The 22,748-nt window shown below is 57.5% G+C and carries 20 protein-coding genes and 1 pseudogene; 9 read left to right on the top strand and 12 right to left on the bottom strand.

What is annotated here, in order from left to right; translation table 11 throughout:
- The first annotated feature begins 129 nt into the window (after positions 1–129).
- The 3 genes and pseudogenes from ACWGXE_RS08795 (at position 130) to ACWGXE_RS08785 (ending at position 4,618) form a co-directional block, all read left to right on the top strand.
- A pseudogene (locus ACWGXE_RS08795) lies at positions 130–1,132 on the top strand (IS3 family transposase).
- A 173-nt stretch (positions 1,133–1,305) separates the two neighbouring features.
- Positions 1,306–1,572 (top strand): hypothetical protein, encoded by a 267-nt coding sequence (locus tag ACWGXE_RS08790; RefSeq protein WP_447602968.1) that lies wholly within the window; start codon positions 1,306–1,308, stop codon positions 1,570–1,572.
- Positions 1,573–3,019: 1,447 nt separating this feature from the next.
- Positions 3,020–4,618: an ATP-binding response regulator gene (locus tag ACWGXE_RS08785; RefSeq protein ID WP_447602967.1), complete on the top strand. Its 1,599-nt coding sequence runs from the start codon at positions 3,020–3,022 to the stop codon at positions 4,616–4,618.
- Positions 4,619–4,702: 84 nt separating this feature from the next.
- Here ACWGXE_RS08785 and ACWGXE_RS08780 read toward each other — a convergent pair whose 3' ends face one another.
- From ACWGXE_RS08780 to ACWGXE_RS08770, 3 genes are all read right to left on the bottom strand, one after another.
- Positions 4,703–5,299, bottom strand: a complete 597-nt coding sequence (locus ACWGXE_RS08780; RefSeq protein ID WP_447602965.1) for a Tll0287-like domain-containing protein — start codon at positions 5,297–5,299, stop codon at positions 4,703–4,705.
- A gap of 213 nt (positions 5,300–5,512) precedes the next feature.
- On the bottom strand, positions 5,513–5,830 hold the full coding sequence (locus ACWGXE_RS08775; RefSeq protein WP_447602963.1) for a hypothetical protein: 318 nt from the start codon (positions 5,828–5,830) through the stop codon (positions 5,513–5,515).
- 362 nt (positions 5,831–6,192) lie between these two features.
- Positions 6,193–6,507, bottom strand: a complete 315-nt coding sequence (locus ACWGXE_RS08770) for a hypothetical protein (protein ID WP_447602961.1) — start codon at positions 6,505–6,507, stop codon at positions 6,193–6,195.
- A gap of 153 nt (positions 6,508–6,660) precedes the next feature.
- On the opposite strand from ACWGXE_RS08770, the gene ACWGXE_RS08765 reads away from it, so the two are divergent.
- Complete coding sequence (locus ACWGXE_RS08765) at positions 6,661–7,005, top strand: hypothetical protein (RefSeq protein ID WP_447602960.1); 345 nt, start codon at positions 6,661–6,663, stop codon at positions 7,003–7,005.
- A 69-nt stretch (positions 7,006–7,074) separates the two neighbouring features.
- Here the strand turns inward: ACWGXE_RS08765 and ACWGXE_RS08760 are convergent, their stop codons facing one another.
- Positions 7,075–7,374 carry a hypothetical protein gene (locus tag ACWGXE_RS08760; RefSeq protein ID WP_447602959.1) on the bottom strand — a complete coding sequence of 100 codons (300 nt, stop codon included), beginning with the start codon at positions 7,372–7,374 and terminating at the stop codon, positions 7,075–7,077.
- A 975-nt stretch (positions 7,375–8,349) separates the two neighbouring features.
- Here ACWGXE_RS08760 and ACWGXE_RS08755 point away from each other — a divergent pair.
- Positions 8,350–8,718: a PilZ domain-containing protein gene (locus tag ACWGXE_RS08755; protein WP_447602958.1), complete on the top strand. Its 369-nt coding sequence runs from the start codon at positions 8,350–8,352 to the stop codon at positions 8,716–8,718.
- A gap of 52 nt (positions 8,719–8,770) precedes the next feature.
- On the opposite strand, the gene ACWGXE_RS08750 is transcribed toward ACWGXE_RS08755, so the two are convergent.
- From ACWGXE_RS08750 to ACWGXE_RS08735, 4 genes are all read right to left on the bottom strand, one after another.
- Positions 8,771–10,180, bottom strand: coding sequence for a sigma-54-dependent transcriptional regulator (locus ACWGXE_RS08750; RefSeq protein WP_447602957.1), 1,410 nt, complete (start codon positions 10,178–10,180; stop codon positions 8,771–8,773).
- Between the two features lie 7 nt (positions 10,181–10,187).
- A complete protein-coding gene (locus ACWGXE_RS08745; RefSeq protein WP_447602956.1) occupies positions 10,188–10,967 on the bottom strand; it encodes a hypothetical protein in 780 nt (259 codons plus the stop codon).
- On the bottom strand, positions 10,964–12,430 hold the full coding sequence (locus ACWGXE_RS08740; RefSeq protein WP_447602955.1) for a sensor histidine kinase: 1,467 nt from the start codon (positions 12,428–12,430) through the stop codon (positions 10,964–10,966). Before ACWGXE_RS08740 ends, ACWGXE_RS08745 begins: the two co-directional genes overlap by 4 nt.
- A gap of 155 nt (positions 12,431–12,585) precedes the next feature.
- Positions 12,586–13,404, bottom strand: coding sequence for a hypothetical protein (locus ACWGXE_RS08735; protein ID WP_447602954.1), 819 nt, complete (start codon positions 13,402–13,404; stop codon positions 12,586–12,588).
- Positions 13,405–13,676: 272 nt separating this feature from the next.
- On the opposite strand from ACWGXE_RS08735, the gene clpB reads away from it, so the two are divergent.
- A complete protein-coding gene (gene clpB, locus ACWGXE_RS08730; protein WP_447602952.1) occupies positions 13,677–16,271 on the top strand; it encodes an ATP-dependent chaperone ClpB in 2,595 nt (864 codons plus the stop codon).
- A gap of 35 nt (positions 16,272–16,306) precedes the next feature.
- Here clpB and ACWGXE_RS08725 read toward each other — a convergent pair whose 3' ends face one another.
- From ACWGXE_RS08725 to ACWGXE_RS08715, 3 genes are all read right to left on the bottom strand, one after another.
- Positions 16,307–16,732, bottom strand: coding sequence for a hypothetical protein (locus ACWGXE_RS08725; RefSeq protein ID WP_447602951.1), 426 nt, complete (start codon positions 16,730–16,732; stop codon positions 16,307–16,309).
- A gap of 32 nt (positions 16,733–16,764) precedes the next feature.
- On the bottom strand, positions 16,765–16,977 hold the full coding sequence (locus ACWGXE_RS08720; protein ID WP_447602950.1) for a hypothetical protein: 213 nt from the start codon (positions 16,975–16,977) through the stop codon (positions 16,765–16,767).
- A 100-nt stretch (positions 16,978–17,077) separates the two neighbouring features.
- Complete coding sequence (locus ACWGXE_RS08715; protein WP_447602948.1) at positions 17,078–18,607, bottom strand: YifB family Mg chelatase-like AAA ATPase; 1,530 nt, start codon at positions 18,605–18,607, stop codon at positions 17,078–17,080.
- Between the two features lie 170 nt (positions 18,608–18,777).
- On the opposite strand from ACWGXE_RS08715, the gene ACWGXE_RS08710 reads away from it, so the two are divergent.
- Entirely contained in the window at positions 18,778–20,388 is a 1,611-nt protein-coding gene (locus ACWGXE_RS08710; protein WP_447602947.1) for a Kelch repeat-containing protein, read from the top strand.
- A gap of 35 nt (positions 20,389–20,423) precedes the next feature.
- Positions 20,424–20,660, top strand: a complete 237-nt coding sequence (locus ACWGXE_RS08705; protein WP_447602945.1) for an Lrp/AsnC ligand binding domain-containing protein — start codon at positions 20,424–20,426, stop codon at positions 20,658–20,660.
- Between the two features lie 146 nt (positions 20,661–20,806).
- Here the strand turns inward: ACWGXE_RS08705 and ACWGXE_RS08700 are convergent, their stop codons facing one another.
- Entirely contained in the window at positions 20,807–21,793 is a 987-nt protein-coding gene (locus ACWGXE_RS08700; protein WP_447602943.1) for a Gfo/Idh/MocA family protein, read from the bottom strand.
- 113 nt (positions 21,794–21,906) lie between these two features.
- On the opposite strand from ACWGXE_RS08700, the gene ACWGXE_RS08695 reads away from it, so the two are divergent.
- Positions 21,907–22,743, top strand: coding sequence for a dienelactone hydrolase family protein (locus tag ACWGXE_RS08695; RefSeq protein WP_447602941.1), 837 nt, complete (start codon positions 21,907–21,909; stop codon positions 22,741–22,743).
- Positions 22,744–22,748 lie beyond the last annotated feature (5 nt).

Genomic DNA, 22,748 nt, shown 5'->3' with positions numbered 1-22,748 from the left:
CAAGAGTCGGGAGAAATGCACGGCTTTCGCCGGGCGGTAACGTCCAGAAAGATTAGGCGGAAGGGGCGGGTTCTGCCCCGATTTTACGGACACCTGACTTAAGGTCCATAATGGGCCAGGAGGGGTGTCATGGGAGCACGACGGAAGTTTTCATCGGAGTACAAGCGAGAAGCGGTGGCGATGCTTGACGTACCCGGGGTGACGGTGAGTCAAATCGCGGCTTTTTGCGCGAAGCGGCAGCGTTCTTCGCGAGAGCGTCGACATGAAGTTTCGGATGATCCAGCGATGCCGCGCCGCCTTTCCCATCCGATTGATGTGCCGGTGTTTACGGGTATCAGCCAGTGGGTATGACGGCTGGGCGACGCGCCCGCCGAGTGCCCGGGCTCAGGAGAACGCCCGCCTCTTGCGGCGCATGCGCGCCTTGCATACGGAGCATGATGGTGTGATCGGCAGTCCGCGGATGTGGGAGGAGCTGCGCTATGCGGGCGAGCGGTGTGGCCGGCACCGAGTGGCCCGCATGATGCGTCGGGCTGGCTTGCAAGGCGTGCCGCAGCGGCGACGTTGGCGCACCAAGCCGTCGGGGATACCGCCGGCCGGCACGCGCAATCTTGTGGAACGCGACTTCACGGCCACGGCACCCAATACTAAGTGGGTCACCGACATCACCTACATTTCCACGGCCGAACACTGGTTGTATCTCTGTATCGTGGTGGATTTATATTCGGACGTGGTCGTGGGCTGGTCGATGAATTCGCGGCAGGATCGCCACTTGGTGCTGCAGGCGGTGTTGATGGCGGTGTGGCAGCGGCCAGGCAGGACACCGGTCATTTTGCATTCAGACCGTGGCTGTCAATTTACGTCAGACGAGTACCAGCAATTCTTGGCGGCGCACCATATCACCTGCAGCATGAGCGCCATCGGCAGCTGTGCCGACAACGCGGCGGCGGAAAGTTTCTTTGGTGTCCTCAAACGCGAGCGGGTGAATCGGCGGCAGTACCGGACGATGGCCGAGGCGCGAGCCGATGTCTTTGACTACATCGAACGCTGGCACAATCCGCGGCAGCGACGGAGACTGGCGGTTCAACAGCAGGGGAAGAAACTCTTAACTGAACTGTCCGTGAAAACGGGGTAGAACCCGTACTGTTTCGGAATCTTCAATGTCTCCAGTTCTTTTGGCCGTGACGTTAACATCGGTACCCCCCTTTCCGGAATGGCTGAACTCTAGCCTAGCCAGGGGGCCCATTCTCAACAAGATATTTCACACTGTGTCTGAATACCCCGCGGGTCCTGCGCCGCGATTGGACTGTGGCCCACCACGGGCAGCTCTATCAGGTTCAGACCAATGTCCGGGCGACCCACGTGCTGGTGGAAGAACGCGTGGATGGGACGCTCTGCATCACACATCAGAGCCGGAGGCTCGACCATGCGGCTATCGCCACGCGTCCGGTGCGTGCGGCTGATGCCCCAACAGTCCACCGCCCTCAGCGCCCAGTCAAGCCGGCAGCGGATCATCCGTGGCGCAAACGGCTTCTGCCTGAACAAGAACGCCACGCGGCGGAGGCCCGAACATAAACCGGACATTTCTACTTGGGGAAGAAGAGGACATTTCTACTTGGGGTTGACAGGGCCTTCCAGACCGCTTGCAACCTCTAAGGATTGGGAATACACTGTCGCCTCTTTTCATCTCATCCTATTGATGCCGCCCTTATCGTCCACTCTTACGAAAGGCGGTGTACCGTGCAGCCTGCTCCGTACCGTCCCGAAGTACAGAACTTCATTCGGGCTACAGAAACCCTTCTCTCTCCGGCGTCACTTGGAAGCGACCTTACACCTGACGAGTGCGACATCATCGCGTATTACGTGATGAGTCTATCCAACGCCAAGCATCCTTGGGCTAAGGAACTGACCGTACGGTACGCATAAGTCATAGCGTCTAACGTCTTGTACCTTCAGATAAGAGGGAAGACGGTCTTGTGCGCGACTTGCGCTTGTAGTGTTGTCTCTACTTAGAGTCTAGGACTGTTCCAGGCCCAACCGTGACAGTGCTACGCCATGCTCCATATGGGCGATTCGTAAGGAGATCATCAATGGTTCGATATCCGTGCAGCCTCCTTTCGTCCCAAGGCTCTGTATGGCATGTCATAAGTACAGCGCGGCAGCGCTGGTAAATTGTGGCTTTATTGCCAAGTTCAGGGCACATTGGTTCGTCGAGCTGGATAACCAATGACTCTATTGAAAAGACTACGAGAGGCGTTACTCCTGTGGGGGTCTTGCCGGTATTGTCATCGCTATAAGGCTACACGGGCCGGATTCTGCATTTACTGTGACCTGGACACCAGGCTTAATCAAAATTCGTCACCCGGTACTTCTCCAATGACTAGAATGGGGAACGGGTCGCTTATCGAGCGAGCCTCTCAGTCTAGGTGCCCACCCTGAGAGCCTCGCGTTCGCCGGGGGTTGCCTCACGGCGGCCCCGGCCCCATGCCGACCTCGACCATGGACCGACCGACGATCGCGTGTCTGAGCCAACTGTGCGAGCCGGTTGTTCTCGCAACCACGACCTAAACCCTGGGGCCAGTTCTTGACAAGCCATTACACCTCCAGTGATTTCCTCTCACAATCCACACTTCGTGTGGGCCGCCGGCTGTTCAGCGTGATAAATGCTCGTTATAAATCGACCTATCCCAGGTCAGATGATCGGTTCCCCAGCTTTTTAGTCTGACTGGTAGGCCACTCACAGAACTGGCTTCTGATCGGAGTTCGCTGCATTACTGACTTTTCCCATTCCTTCCCGATTGGCACACGGCCACTTTCATTAAGGGCGCTTGGTACGGAACCAGGGACGCAGGGTTTACCGCCAATCGCTCTTCTTTCCTTGCATACACGTACGTAGTAACGAGGCAATACTTCCCACCATGCTTCTTTTTTTATCCCTCGTGTAGAATCGGCCACGTCCGAACCTCGGAAAAGTAAAGAAGTCTGGCAAGGCTGGTCCACAAGATATACGAGGAGGGCCGATATGGCGGGAAACGGGTTAGCCGATCAGTTCATGCCTCACGGGCAATGTTTTCTCTGGCAGTCGTCGGTTCTGTGGCTGCATGTCGGTTCGGATGTATTCATCGCGTCCGCCTACTACATCATCTCCATCAGCCTCTTCTATTTCCTGTATAAACGCGCCGATATTCCATTCAAATGGATGTTCGTGCTGTTCGGCTTGTTCATCTTTGCCTGTGGGACCACCCATGTCATGGAGGTGGTGACGATTTGGTTCCCGGCCTACTGGACCGAAGGCTGGGTAAAATTCGTGACCGCCAGCGTATCCTTCTCGACGGGGATGCTTCTCATCCCATTGATTCCCAAAGCCATGGCCTTGCGGAGCCCAATGGAGCTCGAAGCGTTGAATGCCCATTTGCATAGTGTACTCGATGAGCGCGACCGGGCGTTCCGCACGCTGGAAGCCTCACAACAAGAGCTACTCAAACGCAAAGATGAGCTCGTCCACCATCAGCGTCAGTTGCAGCACGTATCCTCACAACTCATCCTAACGGAGCAACGGGAGCGACGCCGGCTCGCGACGGACCTACACGATTGCCTCGCTCAACTTCTCGTGGTGGCCCATCTCAAGGTGTCTCATGCCATGAGCCGAGCGTGTGAGGACACCCTCGATGCCCTACTCGATCTTCGCAACCTGCTGGATCGGAGCCTCAAATACACGAGAACTTTGGTTTCCGATCTTAACCCTATCGCCTTGAGTCACTCTTCCTTCGCAGGTGTGCTCGATCAATTAGCAACCGAAATGCACCGACATGGGCTCTTAGTGCAGGTGGTCTGTCCTGATCGAGCCTTACAGCTGACGGAGGATCAGACCATCTTGATCCATCAGATTGTGCGCGAACTTCTCTTCAATGTGCTGAAGCATGCAGGTGTGAACCTCGCGGTCGTTTCGGTCGCGAAGGCCGAGGAGATCGTCTTGATTACCGTGGAAGATCACGGAAGAGGATTTGACGTCGCAAGTTCCAATCGCCTCATCTCAGGCACATTCGGGCTCGCCAGCGTGCGGCAACGGCTCGACGCACTGGGAGGAGAGATGATGATTGACAGCGTTGTGGGGCAAGGCACCAGGGCAACCTTACAGATCCCATTGGAAAAAGCTGTGCCTGTCCTCCCGGTCCGACTCAGCACTACAAAGCCGCCACTTTTACCAACCGATCATTTCAGTGATCCACAGCGGATTATTCGGATTCTCGTTGTCGATGACCACGCGCTTGTCCGGCAAGGCATCCTCAGTCTGCTGGCTCAATATCTGGATGTTCAGGTAGTGGGAGAAGCTGCCTCGGGCCAAGAGGCCCTCGACCAATGCCAACGATCCCAGCCCGATATAGTATTGATGGATATGAACATGCCGGGCATGAACGGTATTGAGGCAACCTGGCAGATTACCCGGACATTTCCCCGGGTGAAAGTGATTGGTCTCTCAGTTAATGAGGAGGCCCATACCATCGAAGCGATGAAAGCAGCGGGGGCCATTGATTTTGTGAGCAAGGCCAGTGTTGCCGAGAGCCTTTATGAGGCTGTGCGGGCCTGTCACGGCCATCGCAATGAATTGAAACATCCGTGAATGGAGAAGGTCATCAAACCGGTGATGAGACCAATCAAATGACCAAACCACCTCGCGAAACTGGTCGAGAAGAACCATTTTTCCCTATCGCGGAAGTGGAATCGTGAGAAGAATCCCACCCATCACGTCTCCCTCCTTGAAATTCCGCTTTGGACTTCTGGGGTGCACATTGTGACAATCGGCGCACCGCTGGGACAGAGCCTTATCGGGATAAAGGGCTTTGAAGACGCGGGCCTTGCCATCGGTCGTGACACCCACATAAGGACGATCGGTATTCACGAGAATCTTCTGAAGGGCGGTCCGCTCGAAGTCCGTGGTCGGGCTGTTCTTTTTATTAATCGCCCAATTGCTGATCAGCCGGAATTGAACCCCATGTTCTTCTTCCGCCACGAGGCGCCCTGTTTCGAGTAAAAATTGGGCGGGTAAAGGAAGATCGCCATTCTCTCTCCAATGTTCCGAGGCGTAGATAATGCCTCGCGTCTGCATCCGCTCCACGACCTCGGTCGTGTAAAATGTTCGTTCAGCCTGGACCACGCTATGTATATAATCGGCAACAACTTCGGGGGATATGCCCCTGGGCGGATCCGTCTCCTTGCTCGCGGCGGAGAAGCCCCACTGACCGAGTATGCACGTGGAGAGGGTTCCAACGGCGAGTCCAAACCAAAAGCCTCTTGTGTTCATGATACGTCCTCCATTTCTCTTTCTGCTTGTGGCGTGATTCGCTCATTGACTCTAAACAGCATACGCCTCCGAGACTTGGTAAATCGAGATGTCCTGTGAGGGTCTAATGTAGGAATGTGGGATACTGGAGAGACGGCAGGACCGGCTGAAATCTAGCCCGATTGAGAGATCGCCTGTAGGGAAATTCGAAGCGACGCCAAGGCGGTCGATGTTTTAGTAATTTTGCACCGGACCCGGCTCACCATCAAAGCGACCGTTACAGCGATATCCCGTGCCTTTAATACTACGAACCGCAGACAGCAACGATTGCGGATTCACCTTTCCAGGCACGATAGTCACGATGACGTGGTTTTTCATTGTTTCGAAATCCAATCCTTTGACGCCGGGAACTTTTTTCAGCGCCTTTTCGAGATCAACTAAATAGAACAGGCAGTATTCTCCGCTCAATTTGATATTGACTCGTTGCGATGCCGCCCCACTTGCACTCGCACAGAGAAATCCTGCGACGACCGCGACAACGGCGAACTTCATACGGCGCCCATACTGATCTTCTTCTTCTCTGATCCGTTCTGGTTACGGATGAATACATCCCACCCGCCATTATCTAAAATGTACCACCGTACGGGATTTTCGGGTGGCCGCCCACGCGCACACACGACGCCAGCCTGCCGAGGAGTCATCCTTTCATGGTCGTCACCAGGGATTCTCCTCGAACATGTGCGTCCCGTGCGTTTCCGCGCGCCTCTGAGCGATGAGCGCGTGGGAGTCCATCGATTCTGCGCCGGATTAGGTCGCTCGCCGGTCCTCTAGTTATCAAAACTGATGGCATCCAGCGCGCCGAGCAGTCTTTGCTCGCAAATGAAGCGCCGCTGGGACCGCTCCGTCCCACCTGTTTAACAGGCTTGGCGAGTCCAATCGCGCAGGATGTTCTCGCTGTCAAAACGCAGATCGTACTGATCGCAATAACTTCTTCCCGGACCGTTGAGGTCTCCGCCGGTGTTAGTCCAGATTTGATATCGCCACGCTGTTTCGCCGGTGGAGAGGGGCCCGACCATTTTCGGAACCCCCAAGCGTTGTTTGACTTCGGTTTGGGTGGCATGGCGCATCTTCGCGTCCTTCAGATAGGTCACCTCCTCACTTTGAAATAACGCGCATCCCGCCAGCATCAGCACCAGCCAGGTGCATCGTCGAAGACTGTGAATGTACATGGCTACATATCTCCCACTCTTGTCAGAAATCGTTAGGTCAACCAATTGGGGCCGTCAGTTATTCAGGGCCGTATCCGATGAGCTGTTCGAAAGGTATTTCCTGCAGTAGAATGATTCAACACAAACGATGAGCCTCATCGAAAGGAGCGGACAATGAAGCGGTCACATTTCTTCCTGCGGAATTGTGTGATTCTCATCGGAGCGGTGGTCGCGGGATGCGTGGCACAAACCACCACTCCCGTCACGACTGCGTGCGGCACGAATTACGAGTGTCTACGAGCCACCGAGTTCCAATACCGCCAGCAAGCCGCAGAGTTCAGCGCGCTCGCCCAACGATACGAGATTGAGGCGGAGACGAAGTCCAGGGAACTCGGACAAGATGCCGAACAGGTGAAACGCCATCGCGACTTGGCGTCACAGTACTGGTCTGAAGCCGAACAGGCGGATGAGCTGGCTCGTCAATACAGAAGGCAGATGCCTCACAACGTGATCAATTGAGCCGCGGCCAAGAGAACAAGGGAATAGCGCAATCCTGGAGCGGACATCGGGATCGTCTTTGCTAATGAACTATGGCCGAAAGTCCCGGGACGGTACCGATTCGCCGGGACGAAGGGCCGGCGATTTCAACGCAAGCTCGACCTGGTCGCGCTGAACCACTAGAAGTCGTTGTTCCACGATACAGTTGTGCCTTGATTCGAGTGTATCCGTGTTCACCGTACAGTACCGCGCGATGGCGTTGGCCAATCGCACAGAGGCAGCGTCCCGCTCTTGCAGCGCCCCTTTTACCAATCCATCATCCACATGAGCGGCAGCACATCCGCTCAAAAGCACACCAGAAATCATGGCCAGGATGGTCCGGTGATTCATATGTCGTCCTCCCCGTGTCGCCAGCTGGAAACATAAAAAACGCCCTTCCGGCTTCTCCATGAGCCAAAAGGACGTCGTTGTCCTCAGCTGGGTTCCGGAAAGAGAACGACGCCGTTCTCCCCGCCGAACCTTCGTCAACCAATCATTTTTATAACAAGGAATTCCGTGATGGTCAAGCCCGCGCCCACGAGGAAGCCCCATCGCTTCTCTTCATGAAATCCTGCAATTGTTCGGTCCGGCCATCGATCGACCCGTAATTTGCTACACTTGCTATACCGTGGATCGAGATTCATCACTGTAATGACAAGGAAAATTATGTCGGAACCAGCCACACAGCGCGGTACAACCGTTCCAAAATGTCCTTGTTGTCCTGCCCGCTCTCCCATGGTCCCCGCCGCACAACACAACCAAACCGCCGATCCCAACCGATTGCTGGAACGGCAGTGTACGCGGTGCGCTCACAAGGGCAAGACAGACTCTCACCATAATCCTTTCAAACCCGGCTGTTGGACTCTTCAATAGCCATCACATGGGAGCCGATGAGTTGGCCTGGAAAGCGGCGGAATGGGCCTTGCTTCGAGGCCATATAGACAAGGCAGTGGATCTCGGCTTAACGAGCGATGACCTCCCGACTTTTTACTGGTACTTCTATGATGTACAAGCAAGTGGGTACCTGACTGCTTGATCGGAATCGCATTCTTTAGTGCCCCGTTTCACCGTACCGGTTAGATCCGCTCACATCGAGATCCCCGCGGATGTGTTGCTCATAGCCCCCGCTATGGCTCCCGCCTCTCCCAAGATTGTCGTCCATTCATGGAACCTTCTGACCGCTTCATGGGCGGAAGGGGCATGATCGGTGCCCTCATTGGAGTTACCCTTTTCAGGGTCTACATGCGCGTTGGTGAATCGGCTATTATCCGGTTCTCACTCGATCTGATGGAAGGTTTCTCTATGGGACAGGGCATGGAGGAAGGCATGGAAACTCGATATAGCCAGAGGATTTCGGTCGCTTGCTCAGTGATTTTTGCAGGAGACGGCGGTGTTGGAGAAGGTCACGTTTTAGATGTCTCTCTGCCGGGTTGCCTCCTTGAAAGCGCCGCCACCTTGAAATCCGGTGAGTATGTCCAGCTTCGCCTGTTTCTTCCCGACTTCCAAATTCCGCTCCATGTACCGCTGGCCGCGGTACGGTGGGTAGAGGGTAATCGAGTCGGGTTGGAATTCATCCGTACGTCTGTTGAAGAGCAAACGAGGCTGGAGAGTTTCGTTCGCGGTAGATCCAGAGTTGCAGGCAAACACGCGGCTTGGACGGAAGCGATCGTGGTGATTGGAGCAAGCGGTGACTAGCGTAGACCGACGTCTCATCACAGCAATCATAGAATCAACGTACTACACCTCCTCAGACTTCTCTTAAATCCTCTTCCGTGATTTCTCCCATATCAGTCTCCGCCTTCCCCCTCAACGACGAGGGATGCAGACCATACTTCTTCAACATTTTGTAGAAATCAGCCCGGTAACGCCCGGCAAATTGCGCGGCCCTAGAAATATTGCCGCCCGTCATCTGAAGCAGATTCCGCAGATATGTCCTCTCGAATTCCTCTTTGGCTTCGGTCAACGGCTTCATGGCTATATCGGGCGCGACACCGACCGTGGGAAGGAGGTCCGGGGAAATCAGATCCTGCCGGGTCATGACAACGGCTTTCTCAATGGCATTCTCGAGCTCTCGCACGTTGCCCGGCCAAGGATATACCATCAGCCGGTGCATGGCGGCCGCAGTAAATCCGCGCACATCTTTATTGGCCCGCACCGCGCTGTGCTTCAGAAAATGCTGCCCCAGCAGCGGAATGTCGTCTTTCCGTTCACGGAGTGGCGGAACGGTCAGGGGAACCACGGAAATTCGATAGTATAAATCATGCCGGAACGTCCCCGCTTTAACCGCCTCGCCAAGGTCCTTATTCGTGGCGGCAATGATGCGCACATCCACCTTGGTCACATAGTCGGCCCCGACTTCACGCACTTCGCGTTCCTGCACCGCTCGGAGGAGCTTGACCTGCATGGACAGCGGCAATTCGGCGATTTCATCCAGAAATAAGGTCCCGCCATTGGCGCTTTGGAAAAATCCTCGTTTACTGGACACTGCGCTGGTGAAGGCGCCCCGCACATGTCCGAACAATTCGCTTTCGAATAATGCATCCGGGATGGCCGCACAATTCAAAGCCACAAAGGAATTTTTGGCCCGGCGGCTGTTGGTATGGATCACCCGGGCCAGCACCTCTTTTCCTGTGCCGGTTTCACCGGTCAGCAGAATCGTGGCGTCGGAGTCGGCGACCTGCGCGATCTTCTGAAACAACCGCTGCATCGCCGGGCTGCGGGCGATCACATTCTCCAAGCCGTAGAGTTCCTTCACGAGAGACTTCAACCGCTGAATCTCACGGCTCATCCGCTGCTGGTCCAACCCCTTGTCAATGGCGGCCTTCAACTCGCGATCGTCAAATGGTTTCGTCAAATAACCAAAGGCGCCCCGCTGCATTGCCTCGACGGCGTTGGGAATACTGCCGTGAGCCGTCAAAATGATGACCGGCAATCCCGGTTGCGTCCGCAAAAGTTCTTCCGTGACCTCCAGTCCGTCCTCTCCACGTAAACGAAGATCAGTGATGGCCATGTCGAACGTTTGCTGTTTGGCGGCATTCAACGCATCCTGTCCCGTCGTGCACGGCGTCACGATGAATCCCATCGCGGAGAGACGCATTTTCAACAGGTGCAGCAGGCCTTCGTCATCATCGACGACGAGAATTCGTTCTTGATCCATATCGGTCCTATGGTCTCGTGGGCTCGGGGGCCAAAGCCGGTGCCGTATTCGACGGCGGACGGATCGGCCGAATTTTTTCTCTCATTTCCTGATCGATTCGCTTCAGCGCCTCAAGTTGGCCGGTCAATTCTTCGATCTTTCGATCGCGATCGGTCAGCTGACGCTGCAACGATTGGAGCGTGCCGGCCTCGATCGTCACTTTGCTGGCTTCGCGCTTGGAGCTCAACGCTTCCACTTTCTTCTCTTGTTCTTGCAGTTCCCGGTGCAGACTCTCCACCGACTGGGATTCGGCCTCCTGAATCGACCGTAGTTGCTGAATGATCAGTTCGCGATCGAGAAGATCGCGTACCGTCCGTTCCGTGGCCTGATTCAGAAGAATACTGTGCCTCGAAATGGCAGGCGCCCCGGCAAGCGCTTGGAGCCAGGATTGATCGGGAGGGATCGTACCGCTCTGGAGCACCTGAATCCATAATTTACTCGAAGAGGCGAGCTGGCTTTTAGGAGCTGCTGCAATCACCCGCTCGAAATACCGTAGGGCCGATTCCTGATTTTCATACAACGCCGCCAATGCGCGCGTAAACAATACGTGGTCGCAGGTGCTCTTCGGCCCGCACTTCGCAATCAGCGCCTCCTGCTTCTTGACCAAAGTTTGCAGGGATTTCGCGTCGGCGGCATCCGAGATGAAATAGGGACCACTGCCCGGAGTCGGAACCGCGGCGCACCCACCTTGCCACGCCAACCAAAGGAGGGCAAAGATGCCGGCCCGGATGAGACGAGGTCGCATCATCTTCCCCCCGGCCGCGTCAACAAAAGAAAGAATCGAATCGTGGTTCCCTTCCCGACCTCGCTTTCCACCCAAATGCGTCCGCCATGCGCTTCCACCACCCGCTTGGCCAGGGCCAATCCCAGCCCGCTGCCCATGGCGGCCCGCTTGGCTTTAGTCCGGCCCTGATAGAACCGATCAAAGATATGAGGAAGTTCTTGGGCCGGAATGCCGGGCCCCGCGTCCGAAACCGAGACATAGAGAAGCCCGTCCTGACTATTCGGGATCATGGAGAGTTTCACCACGGCCCCTTCCGGACTGAACTTCAACCCGTTGGATAGCACATTATCAAGCACTTGTTCGATCCGTCCTCCATCGGCCTTCACCCAATGACGGTCACTCGGCGCCTCGACGAGCAATTGCACATGCTTGGCATCGGCCAGCAGACGAATCTTATTGACCGACACCTCGGCGATTTTCCTGAGATCGGTCGGCGTGAACCGATATTCCATCATCCCCGCTTCCATTTTCGACAAATCCAAAATGGTGGAGATCAAATGTATGAGACGCCGGCTGCTGTCCGCCATAATCCGCAGGGTCGTGCGTTGATCCTGCGTCAGAGGCCCCGGAATCCCATCCAATAATAGGTGCGTGCCTTCTTGGATCGAAGCCATCGGAGTCCGCAATTCGTGGGAGACGTGAGCCAGAAACTCGCTCTTGATATCGTCGAGTTGCTGAAGCTGTTTTCCCATCCAATTGACGGTGTCGCCCAACTCGCGCAGCTCACTCGGCGCGCGAATTTGCAAGGAAGCGGGAAAATGACCTTGTCCGATCTGCTCGATATGGGCCTGAAGCTTCCGAAGCGGCCGTAAAATATTGTAACTGGCGATCGTCGCAAGACCCAGTCCAAACAGCAATGCCACCAGGACGAGTTGTTGTGTCACTGCTTCGGCCTCAATGGAGCTGGCCCGCGCTTCGTCCAGTCCGAGGCTGATCCTCGCTTCATGGAGGCGAATGTAACCCTGCAATGTCGACGCCATGCGATCCGCGATCGCCTCCATGCGCGCATCATACGTCGCTCCATACTCCGATTCCGTCGCCGCCGGAGACAGCTGCGCGTGGAAGAGCGCAATCTGCTGCTGTTGCAACCGCTCCGCTTCCTTGAGCAATTGCTGTCCTTGCAGCGAAGATTCCTTGCCGTACTGCTGCGCCAAGGCATGCTGGAATTCTTTCGTCTCCTGATCGAAGTGCTCGAGAAACGTAGCGGCATGAACCGCCAGATATTTTTTCTGGCTCTGGACCTGATCGTAAAACGACACGAGCAATCGCTTAGCCGCTTCGATTTCGGGATAGTGCTGCGAAGCCATTTCGGCGCTTAAGCCCGAGAGCTGGCGAATCTGAAGCAAGGCGTAGACATTGACCCCGGCCATGACGATAATGATGATCAAATAGGTCAGGACCAATCGCCAAAAAATCGAAAGCCGCACGGAAGGCCCCTCGAGAAGCCGGATGATCGACGATGTCGTGATCGGAATGGAGTGTATGTAAACCCATACAACAGATTCTCCGGCTGCTCAACAACTTCCGTCTTTGCTGCACCTGGGCGGGGGCGGCTGCACGGCCCCGGGCAGGGCCGGTGCGCCTAGCCGCCGTGGCCGCTCCATTTGGACGCAAACGCCCGCTGCCGGCGAGATGTGCCCCGCAGCGCCGCGAACAAGTGACCGCGAAACAGCAACATGGCGGCAGCCAGCGGCGGCGTGAGCAGAAGAGCGGCCATGCTCGTCACCTCACCGGCCATACCCATGCTGTTCAGCCATGCGGTCAATACGGTAAACGGCAAGATCAGCAGTTGAAAAAAATCCAGACCGGCGCCGCGACCGAGGCGATTAGACAAAGACACGAACAGAGAAAAGCCCAGCGGCATTAAAACGAGGGCCAACGGGAGAAACCATTCGATCCAATTTTCCAAGACGAACTCGTAGCTGCTCTTGAGGACGTCCAACGGGGAATCATGGCGGACCTGGTAGATCACTTCTGGCGCGGGATTCAACAGGATGAACACCAGCAACAGGATCGCGGCCACCAGCATGCGGCTGTCGGGATTCGACTGGAGGCTCATATCCAACACCATCGTCGGAATCCACAGGATAAAGCCGACACTGATCACATCCCAAAAATAATGGCCGAAACTGTCCGTGACATCCCGCAGGCCCAAGGATCTGGCCCCCATCACGGCCTGCTCGGTCAAGCTCAGAACGGCGCCGATCAATAACGCGTTCACCGCGCCCAATAAAAATCCCCCGGCGATCCCAAGCGGGCGGGCCAGCGACGCGGCCACCGTGAATGCGAGCGCGAACACGATCAATGCCACGATGATGATCCATCCGCGGACCAGCGAGCGAATCGTCGCTCGGCCGGCGTCGCGATACAACTGCAATGTCGAAGAGATGATGGAATCCATAATCACGCCTCTCGACCAGCTTCCCCGAGAAACCGGCATGCATACGTCAACTGTCACGTGTGATTCGGGACAATAGTCTGGACCAGGCCTTCTGGTCAAGCAACAGGCCGGGCCTGCCAGGACATGAGCCGGAACGCCTACGCCTCTGTTTCTGCAGTCGTCGGTGGGATGAATTGATGACCGGGGCTACCCTCCCGTTCTTGAACGTTGACTTAACCGGCTGGAATGCTTATTTCCAGACTTAGCATCTACTCGAAAAGGAGAGCGACGATATGGATATGAATCGGATGACGGTCAAGCTGCAGGAAGCGCTGCAGGCTGCCTCCGCTCAGGCCATGCGCCGGGGCCATCAAGGCATCGACGCGGAACACCTTCTGCTGGCCCTGCTCGAACAGGAGGGCGGACTCGCTCCCGCGCTCGTGGACCAATCCGGTGTCTCCGGCTCCGCCGTCCGGCAGGCGGTCGAACAGGCCCTCGCCAAAGTACCCCAGGTCCAAGGACCCGGCGCCGCCCCCGGCCAGATTCACCTGACTCCCCGGCTGGCAAAGATCCTCACCCGATCCGAAGAGATCATGAAGGAACTGCGCGATGAATATATCAGCGTCGAGCACGTGTTGCTCGCGATGGCGGAAGAAGAAGGAGTCCTTCGCCGTCTTAACGTAACCAAAGACCGGTTGTTGGCCGCGCTCCAGCAAGTGCGGGGCAATCAACGGGTCACCAGCCAGGACCCCGAAGGCACCTACCAGTCGCTTGAAAAGTATGGTCGCGATCTGACCAAACTCGCCTCGCAGGGTAAGCTGGACCCGGTCATCGGCCGCGATGATGAAATCCGGCGCGTGATTCAAATCCTTTCGCGGCGGACCAAGAACAATCCCGTCCTGATCGGCGAGCCGGGCGTGGGAAAGACCGCGATCGTCGAAGGGCTGGCCCAACGAATCGTCAAGGGGGATGTACCCGACGGCTTGAAACAGAAACGGCTGATCGTACTTGATATGGGAGCCTTGGTCGCGGGCGCAAAATTTCGCGGTGAGTTCGAAGAGCGGTTGAAAGCGGTCTTGAAGGAAGTGCAGGCGGCGCAAGGGCAAATCCTTCTATTCATCGATGAGTTGCACACGGTCGTCGGCGCCGGCGCGGCCGAAGGATCGATGGATGCAGCGAATCTCCTCAAACCCATGTTGGCCAGAGGCGAATTGCATCTCATCGGCGCCACGACGCTGGACGAATATCGCAAACATATTGAGAAAGACGCCGCCTTGGAGCGACGCTTTCAAACGGTCTTCGTCGACCAACCAAGCGTCGAGAATACGATCTCCATTCTTCGGGGGTTGAAGGAACGGTATGAGGTGCACCACGGCGTGCGTATTAAGGACGCGGCGCTGGTCGCCGCCGCCAAACTGTCGCACCGGTACATCACCGATCGTTTTCTGCCGGACAAGGCCATCGATCTCGTCGATGAGGCCGCGGCGCGCCTGCGGACCGAAATCGACAGCTTGCCGGCCGAACTGGACGAAGTCTCACGCAAGGTCATGCAGCTGGAAATCGAGCGCGAGGCGCTGAAGAAAGAAACCGATCAAGCCAGCAAGGCGCGTTTGGCCACCATCGAAAAGGAATTGGCCGAACGAAACAGCGATCTGCAAGTGCTCAAAGCGCGGTGGGAATCCGAGAAGACCTCGGTGGCGAAGCTGCGCAAAACCCGGCAGCACATTGAGGAGGTCAAACGTGAGATCGAGCAGGCCGAGCGCGCCTATGATCTGAACAAGGTGGCCGAGCTACGCTACGGCGAGTTGCCGAAACTGGAACGGGAACTCGAGTTGGAAGTTCAGCACTTGGGCAAAAAGCAAGGGGAAAGCCGGCTGCTGAAAGAAGAAGTGGATGAGGATGACATTGCCGCAGTGGTCAGCCGTTGGACCGGAATCCCGGTCAGCCGGCTGGTCGAAGGAGAAATGGAAAAGCTCCTGAAGCTGGAGGATCTCCTCCACCAGCGCGTCGTAGGGCAGGATGAGGCGGTTACTGCCGTCGCCGACGCCGTGGTGCGTGCCCGATCCGGCATCAAAGATCCAAATCGGCCGATCGGCTCATTTCTCTTTCTTGGACCGACCGGCGTCGGCAAAACGGAGTTGGCGCGCGCCCTGGCCGCCACGTTGTTCGATGACGAGCAAAACCTCATCCGCATCGACATGTCGGAATACATGGAGAAGCACACCGTCGCGCGATTGATTGGGGCGCCGCCGGGCTATGTCGGGTATGAAGAAGGCGGACAATTGACGGAAGCCGTACGTCGCCGTCCTTTCTCGGTCATCCTGTTCGACGAGATCGAAAAGGCGCACCACGACGTCTTCAACGTGCTCTTGCAAGTGCTCGATGACGGCCGGCTCACGGATTCTCAGGGCCGCACCGTGGACTTTAAAAATACCGTGCTCATCATGACCTCCAACATCGGAAGCCAGCTGATCTTCGAGTCGCAACAGTCGGGAGCGTCCTATGATCAGATGCGCGCGGTCGTCACGGCCGAACTGCGCCGGCATTTCCGGCCTGAATTTCTCAATCGGATCGACGAAATCGTCGTGTTCCACCCATTGGCGGAGGACCACCTCTCGAAGATCGTCGACATCCAGCTGGACCGTCTGCGGAAACGGCTGGCCGAACGGCATATCACGCTGGCCGTCACACCGGACGCATTGCGCAGTCTCGGCCGTCGCGGCTACGATCCGACCTATGGCGCACGGCCGTTGAAGCGGCTGATTCAGCAGGAAATTGAAACGCCGATCGCCCGCCAGCTCGTCAAGGGCGAACTGCGGGACGGCGAGACCGCGACGGTGGATCTGAAGAATGGTCAGACGATCATCGTGCCGACTGTGTCCACGTGACCATCAAGTACGAAAGCGGTTGCCCTCCGCGCGACTCAGTTGATCTGGACCGCGCCGCCGTTGGCGTCCGTGTCACCGCCGCTCATGCGGCGTTTGTCGAGGCGATAGTCGGTCGGCGTGACTTCAAGGACATGCCCTCTGATCGTGTGAAACGTGCCTCGGTTGAACACGACGCGGCCGCCGTCCTTGAGCTCGAGCGAAAAGACGATCGTGCCGGTCTCGCCGTGCTTCAGCGCTACGCTTCCGTCCGTCTTGGATAATTCATACGCCCGCCGCTCGTTGAACGTCAGATTGCTGTCTACGACTTTGGCCATCATCCGGCCCGTCCCGTCAAACAGGGCAAAGGTCACCAGTAACGGCCCAGCCGGCTTCCGCAACGCCACCTGTAGTTGCGGCGTGCCTTCGATGTCGATCGTGCCGTCGGCGTTGCGAAACAAGTTCGAACCAATCTCAATATCCATGCGTTAATCTCCCAAACGATCCGTGATATTGTCTATGACTTCTTAATCCGATCCAGAATCAGCGCAATGCAGCCGCCGAGCAACCCGCCGCCCAGGATGGTAGTCATGAGTTCTACCAATTTTAGTTCCCAGACAGAGCCCTGGGCCTGCGTGACCTCGCGGATGCCGCCCTGCAGCATGATGACGGCCAAGGCCATCGTGGCGCCGACCAAAAACCACCACATAAAGACTTTCATCGCATGCATGGCGGAGAATCCTTCTCGTCTCCTTCTTCAATGGCCGAAGCGCACGTCTTCCAAGACCCGGCACCCAATCCCGGACGACGATCAGTTTTCCAACTGTTGATCAGTATTCCACCCGCCGATCGAGGCTCCGGTACTGAATGGCCTCCGCCACGTGAGCGACCCCGATCGCCTCGGAGCCCGCGAGATCGGCGATAGTCCGGGCAACTCTCGCAATGCGGCCGTGCGCCCGCGCCGACAAGCCAAGTTTCGTCATGGCCTGTTCCAAGAGATCGCGGCCGGCCTCGTCCAGACGACAATATTTCTTGAGCAGGCGGGGACTGATTTGCGCATTGCAGATGACGCCGTCTTTTTTATACCGCTCGGCTTGTCGGACTCGCGCCGCGATCACGCGCGCCCGGATGACCGCGGACGGCTCGGCCGCGGGGCCGTCGTCCCGCAATTCACGAGCCGGCACGGGCGGCACATCGAGATGGATATCCATCCGGTCCATGAGCGGACCGGATAAACGCCCTCGATAGCGGCGAATCTGAGCCGGCGAACAGACACAGTCCTTCGACCGATCACCATAGTATCCGCATGGACAGGGATTCATTGCGGCTACAAGCATGAACCGCGCCGGATAGCGAAGAGAGCCGCTGACTCTCGTCACAGTCACAGTCCCCTGCTCCAACGGCTGGCGCAGGCCATCCAGCACCGCTCGATTGAACTCCGCCGCTTCGTCCAAAAACAGCACACCATTGTGCGCAAACGACACTTCACCGGGCTTGGGAATGGTGCCGCCGCCGATCAGTCCCGCCTCCGAAATCGTATGGTGGGGTGCGCGAAACGGGCGCGTCGCAATCAGCGGCCGGCCCGGTTCCAATTGTCCGGCGACACTGTAGACCCGGCTCGTCTCCAAGGCCTCATCGGGCTGAAGCGGAGGCAGAATGGTCGGCAATCGTTGCGCCAACATGGTCTTGCCGGATCCGGGCGATCCGACCATCAGAATGTTATGGCCGCCGGCGGCCGCCACCTCGAGGGCCCGCTTCGCGTGCTCTTGACCATGGACGTCGGCGAAATCGTCGTCGCCGGTCCTTGCGGCGATCCCATATGCCGCGCGGTCCACGACGGCGATCTCCACCGGTTGAGCGCCGCGGAGAAATTCCACTGCTTCGGGCAAGCTACGAATTGGATAGACCGGCGCGCGATCGGCCAGCGCCGCTTCTTCGGCATTCTCGACCGGCACCAGCAAGCTCTGCGTCGGCCGGCAAGCCATCCCGATGGACAGCGCGCCGCTGACCGGTTTGACCCGTCCGTCCAGCGATAACTCCCCGATCAGCACACGGTCCATCACCACTTCCGCGGGAAGGACCTGCTCAGCGACAAGAATGCCCAATGCAATGGCGAGATCCAACCCCGATCCTTCTTTCTTGACACCGGCTGGAGCCAAATTCACCGTGATCTTCTTCACCGGAAATTGGAATCCACTGTTCTTCAAAGCGGCTCTCACGCGATCGCGGCTTTCCCGAACGGTCGTGTCCGGCAAACCTACCACGGAGAATTGAGGAAGACCGCCCGAGATATCGACTTCCACGTCGATGAGGTGGGCCTCCAAGCCGACGATCGCCGCGCTTAACACTTTCGCCAGCAACGAGGCCTCGATAAGGACGGTGAACCAGTCGGCTCCGGCTACGAACAGAAGCGGAATTATAGGCAGTGGCCCGCCGCCTTTTCAACTGATGCTCCCCGCTCGTACAGACAACGTTTAGAACCAAGAATCGCGGGTGGTACGAGTCGCGGCCCTTCTGTATAATGCCGCCCATGCGCCTTTGGAGTCATATCCGCCGGTGCATTCCCTTTCGTCCTGCCGTCTTATTTCTTCGGCCGGCCGCCCTGTTGCTGTTGCCGCTCATTTCTTATTGGACCGGCCTGCCATCCCTGCATGGCGAAGCGCGTGGAAACGGGCTCGCCTGGGCCGCTGCTCAAGAAGCAGGGTCTTGGCGAACGGCGGCTCCGGCCCCCACAAAACGAACTGAGGTCACCGCCGCCTCGGTGGCCAGCCGACTCTATCTGCTGGGCGGCTTCAGCGCGCCGAGCTTGAGCAACGTCCTGAACCTCGCAATCACCGACATGGTGGAAGAATATGACCCGGTGGCCGATCGGTGGAGAACCATGTCGCCCATGCCGGCCAAACTGCATCACGCGGGAGCAGTGACCATCCGAGAGAGACTCTACGTCGTCGGTGGATTCACCCAATCCGTGTTGTCCGTCTGGCATCCGGTGGCTTCTCTCTACATTTATCATCCGGCCAGTGATACCTGGGTTGAAGGTCCGCCGATGCCCACCGCCCGTGGAGCATTAGCGGTGGCCGAGTTGGAAGGCCGGATTATCGCAGTCGGCGGATACACCGACTCCTCCAATACCAACGCGGTAGAACTCTACGACCCCGCTCACGCGACATGGCAGACGCTTCCGTCGCTTCCCACGGCACGTGATCATCTGGCCGCCGTCACATGGAACGGCCGGGTGTATGCTATCGGTGGCCGTCTCGATCGGGACTACAGCCAAAATCTCGGAACGGTCGAGGTCTATGATTCTCGGAAAGACACATGGGTGAAAACCGCCGACCTTCCAACGGCACGAAGCGGAATCACGGCTGCGGTCGTGGACGATGCGATCTATGTACTGGGCGGCGAAGGCCCCTCCGGGACCTTTGCCGCGAACGAGGCCTATCATCTCAAAACCGGGCGGTGGCGGACGATGGCGCCCATGCCGACCAGCAGGCATGGATTGGGATCCGCCGTGGTTGGCCGGGAAATATTCGTCGTGGCGGGAGGACCCAAGCCCGGCGGCTCGTTCAGCAATGTTAATGAAGTCTTTCAGCCGCCGCCCGGAGAACAGGCCGGTTTTCAGTCCACCGCCCTGCGACTGGTCGCAGATACACCGTTCGCCGGCGAGAAACAACGAACGAGTTCACAACACGTCGGGTCGGTCATGGCCATGCTGGCGACGTTTGAGGAGGCGCAGGTGCTCCCACCCGAGAATTCGCCACAGGCCAACCGGATCATCAAGGCATTGATTCAATTTCAATCGGCGTTTCTCAAGAGCCGGCAGGCGGCGGTTCGCAACTTTTTCGCCGCCGCACAGCAGTCGAAGTTCGGCCCGGGCGCCGAAGAGATTCTGAATAGATTCCAACAGAACGGCTGGACGTCAGAAGTCATGGAAGCCTTATCGGATTATGGAATGCAAGATCGAGCCTGGGAGGACGGCAGCCTGGCTCAGGGCTTCCGCGAATACAACGTGACGAGACAGGATTTTGATCTACTGATCGACTTGTTTCAACGGGCAAAAGCGCAGTTGCATGCACGGGGGGCGGATGTGCATCAGGTCTATGCCGCCCGTCGCCGGGACATGCCCGGCGCAGCGTTCTAACACGACACGCTTTTCACTTCCTGAAGGAGGACTGCATGGCCACAAAAGCCTACATCTTGATCAAAGTGAAAGCCGGAAAAACGAAAGCGGTCTTGCAGTCCCTCAAGAACATCGCGGGAGTCGAGCAAGCCAACCCTTGCTTCGGCCAACCAGACATCTTCGTTTTCATCAATGTCGCGGATGAGCGATCGCTCTCGGACGTAGTGATTACCAAAATCCATGCGATCGACGGAGTCGAGGAAACCGACACCCATATCGTCGCCGAAACCTAGGCTCGCCGTCCAAAACTCTCTTCACGCGCTCCCGGAGGGGCGCCGGCACACAATCGCGGGAAAGGGCCTCGCCGCCGGATGGAGAGGATACAGACCTTGATGACATCCGGACCGTCCGCTGTCGCGCCGATGCGGACGGTCTCGTGTCATCCGTGCTGCACCACCACAGGATCCCCATTGCGACGAGCGGACTCATAACAGGCCTCGGCGATCTCCACGGCGCGTTTCCCGTCCTCCCCGGACACGGCGGGATCGGCGCCATCGCGAACCGTTCGAACGAATGATCGCAGCGTTTCCACAATGGTCGGAGTCGAATCCACCTGCCATTCCCGGCTCGGGACCAACCCCGAAACGAGTCTCAGACGGCGGGTTTGCCAATCCGCTTCCAGTTGTCCGGATGCGCCGACCCATTCCACCCGGCCGATCCGGCCGGACGACAGGCGCGAAGTATCGAGGAGGGCCCAACAACCGTCCGTCAATCGCAGCCAGGCAAACGAGCGGGACTCAGCGGCCGACGGAGGGACTTCATCCATGATACACCGCGCTTCCACGACTTCTTGTCCGGTGAGGAATCGCACCAAGTCCAACAGGTGGATACCGACCTCCAGCAAAATCCCCCGACCGCCGAATGAGGCGGACGGAGGCCGATCTGGATTCGGTTCCATCCGTAACGTCAGGTTCAAATAACGCGGCGATCCCACTTCATGACTACGGGCTTTGGCGCTGACAATCGTCGGATCAAACCGCAAGGTCTGAGCCGTCATCAACGGGACGCCCGCATTCCGGGCTCGTTGCACCATGGCGATCGCATCGGCCGCGGTCGTCGCCAAGGGTTTTTCAATCAAGAGCGGCTTCTTCGCCTGAACAGCCGCAAGACAAATATCGCGATTCGCCGAAGGGGGCGTGGCGAGAATCACCGCCTCGACGTTGGGATCCTGAATGAGTTCTTGATAATCGGTATAGCAGGGAACATCCGAACCGGCAGACTGGTCCACGGCGCCGGTCCGGCGACACAGCGCGACCAATTGCGCCTCCGGCAGATCATTCATGATGTGGCGAATATACCGGCTGCCGTGGCGGCCGACTCCGATCAGGCCGAGACGCAGCGGGACCGACTTCAAAGATCGCGTCATAGAGCGGCACTGTACCGGGACCGATGGAGACGGTCAACCGATCCCTACCAACAAGCCGTGCGGTTCATTGACAACGGATTTCGGGCCTTCATATAGTGTGAGAGGAGCAGGCCATGTCGGCCCGCCGAGACTACCGAGAGGACGTGTCCCTTATGACGACTCAGACGCCACCCTTTCCCCTGCATCAGATCGGTACAGGCACGGCCCGGTTTCCCAGCGGCGCCGCCATCCCGACTGCGACCGATGCGGCGGTCGATCCCTATAGCCGCACGAAGATTTCCAAGCACGTACAGGTGGAGTGCCTGCTGTTTTGGCCGCAGGAAAAGACGACCTTTCCAGGCATTGTACTGCTGCATGAATGGTGGGGACTCAATGCGCAGATCAAGGACTTGGGCGCCAGATTGGCCCGCGAAGGGTACGGCGTCATCATCCCCAATCTCTATGGACGGCTAGGGGGAATGGTGACGGCCAGCGCGGAGGTCGCGGAAGCCCTGATGGCAAAAACGAAGGAGCCGGATCTCTTGCAGGACATCAATTCCTGTTGTGAATTTCTCAACACGCGCGATTACATCAAGCGAAACATCCACGGCGTGGTGGGTTTCGGGATGGGCGGATCGCTCGCGCTCCGTTTCGCCTGCCAGCGCAAGCGCCTTCGCGCCGCCGTTTCATTCTACGGACGAGTCGGACAGACGCGCGACGTTCTGAAGGACCTCTTCTGTCCCGTCCTCTATCATCAAGCCGGTCAAGATACCTGGGCGGGAGCCGAGGAGGTTCAAACGCTCCAAGCCGCAGCCAATTCATTCGGCAAGCGAATCGACATCCGAACCTATCCCGAGGCGAGACATGCGTTCATGAACGAAATGAAGCCGGACTTTTTTAATGAAGCCGCCGCGGATTCCGCATGGAATGCGACCGTCGCATTTCTCAAACAATGCTTCCAAGGCACCTGAGTCAT

The organism is Nitrospira sp. Nam80 (assembly GCF_965152575.1).
Note: the sequence above shows the minus strand (reverse complement) of the source record. Positions and strands in the feature narration are given on the sequence as shown.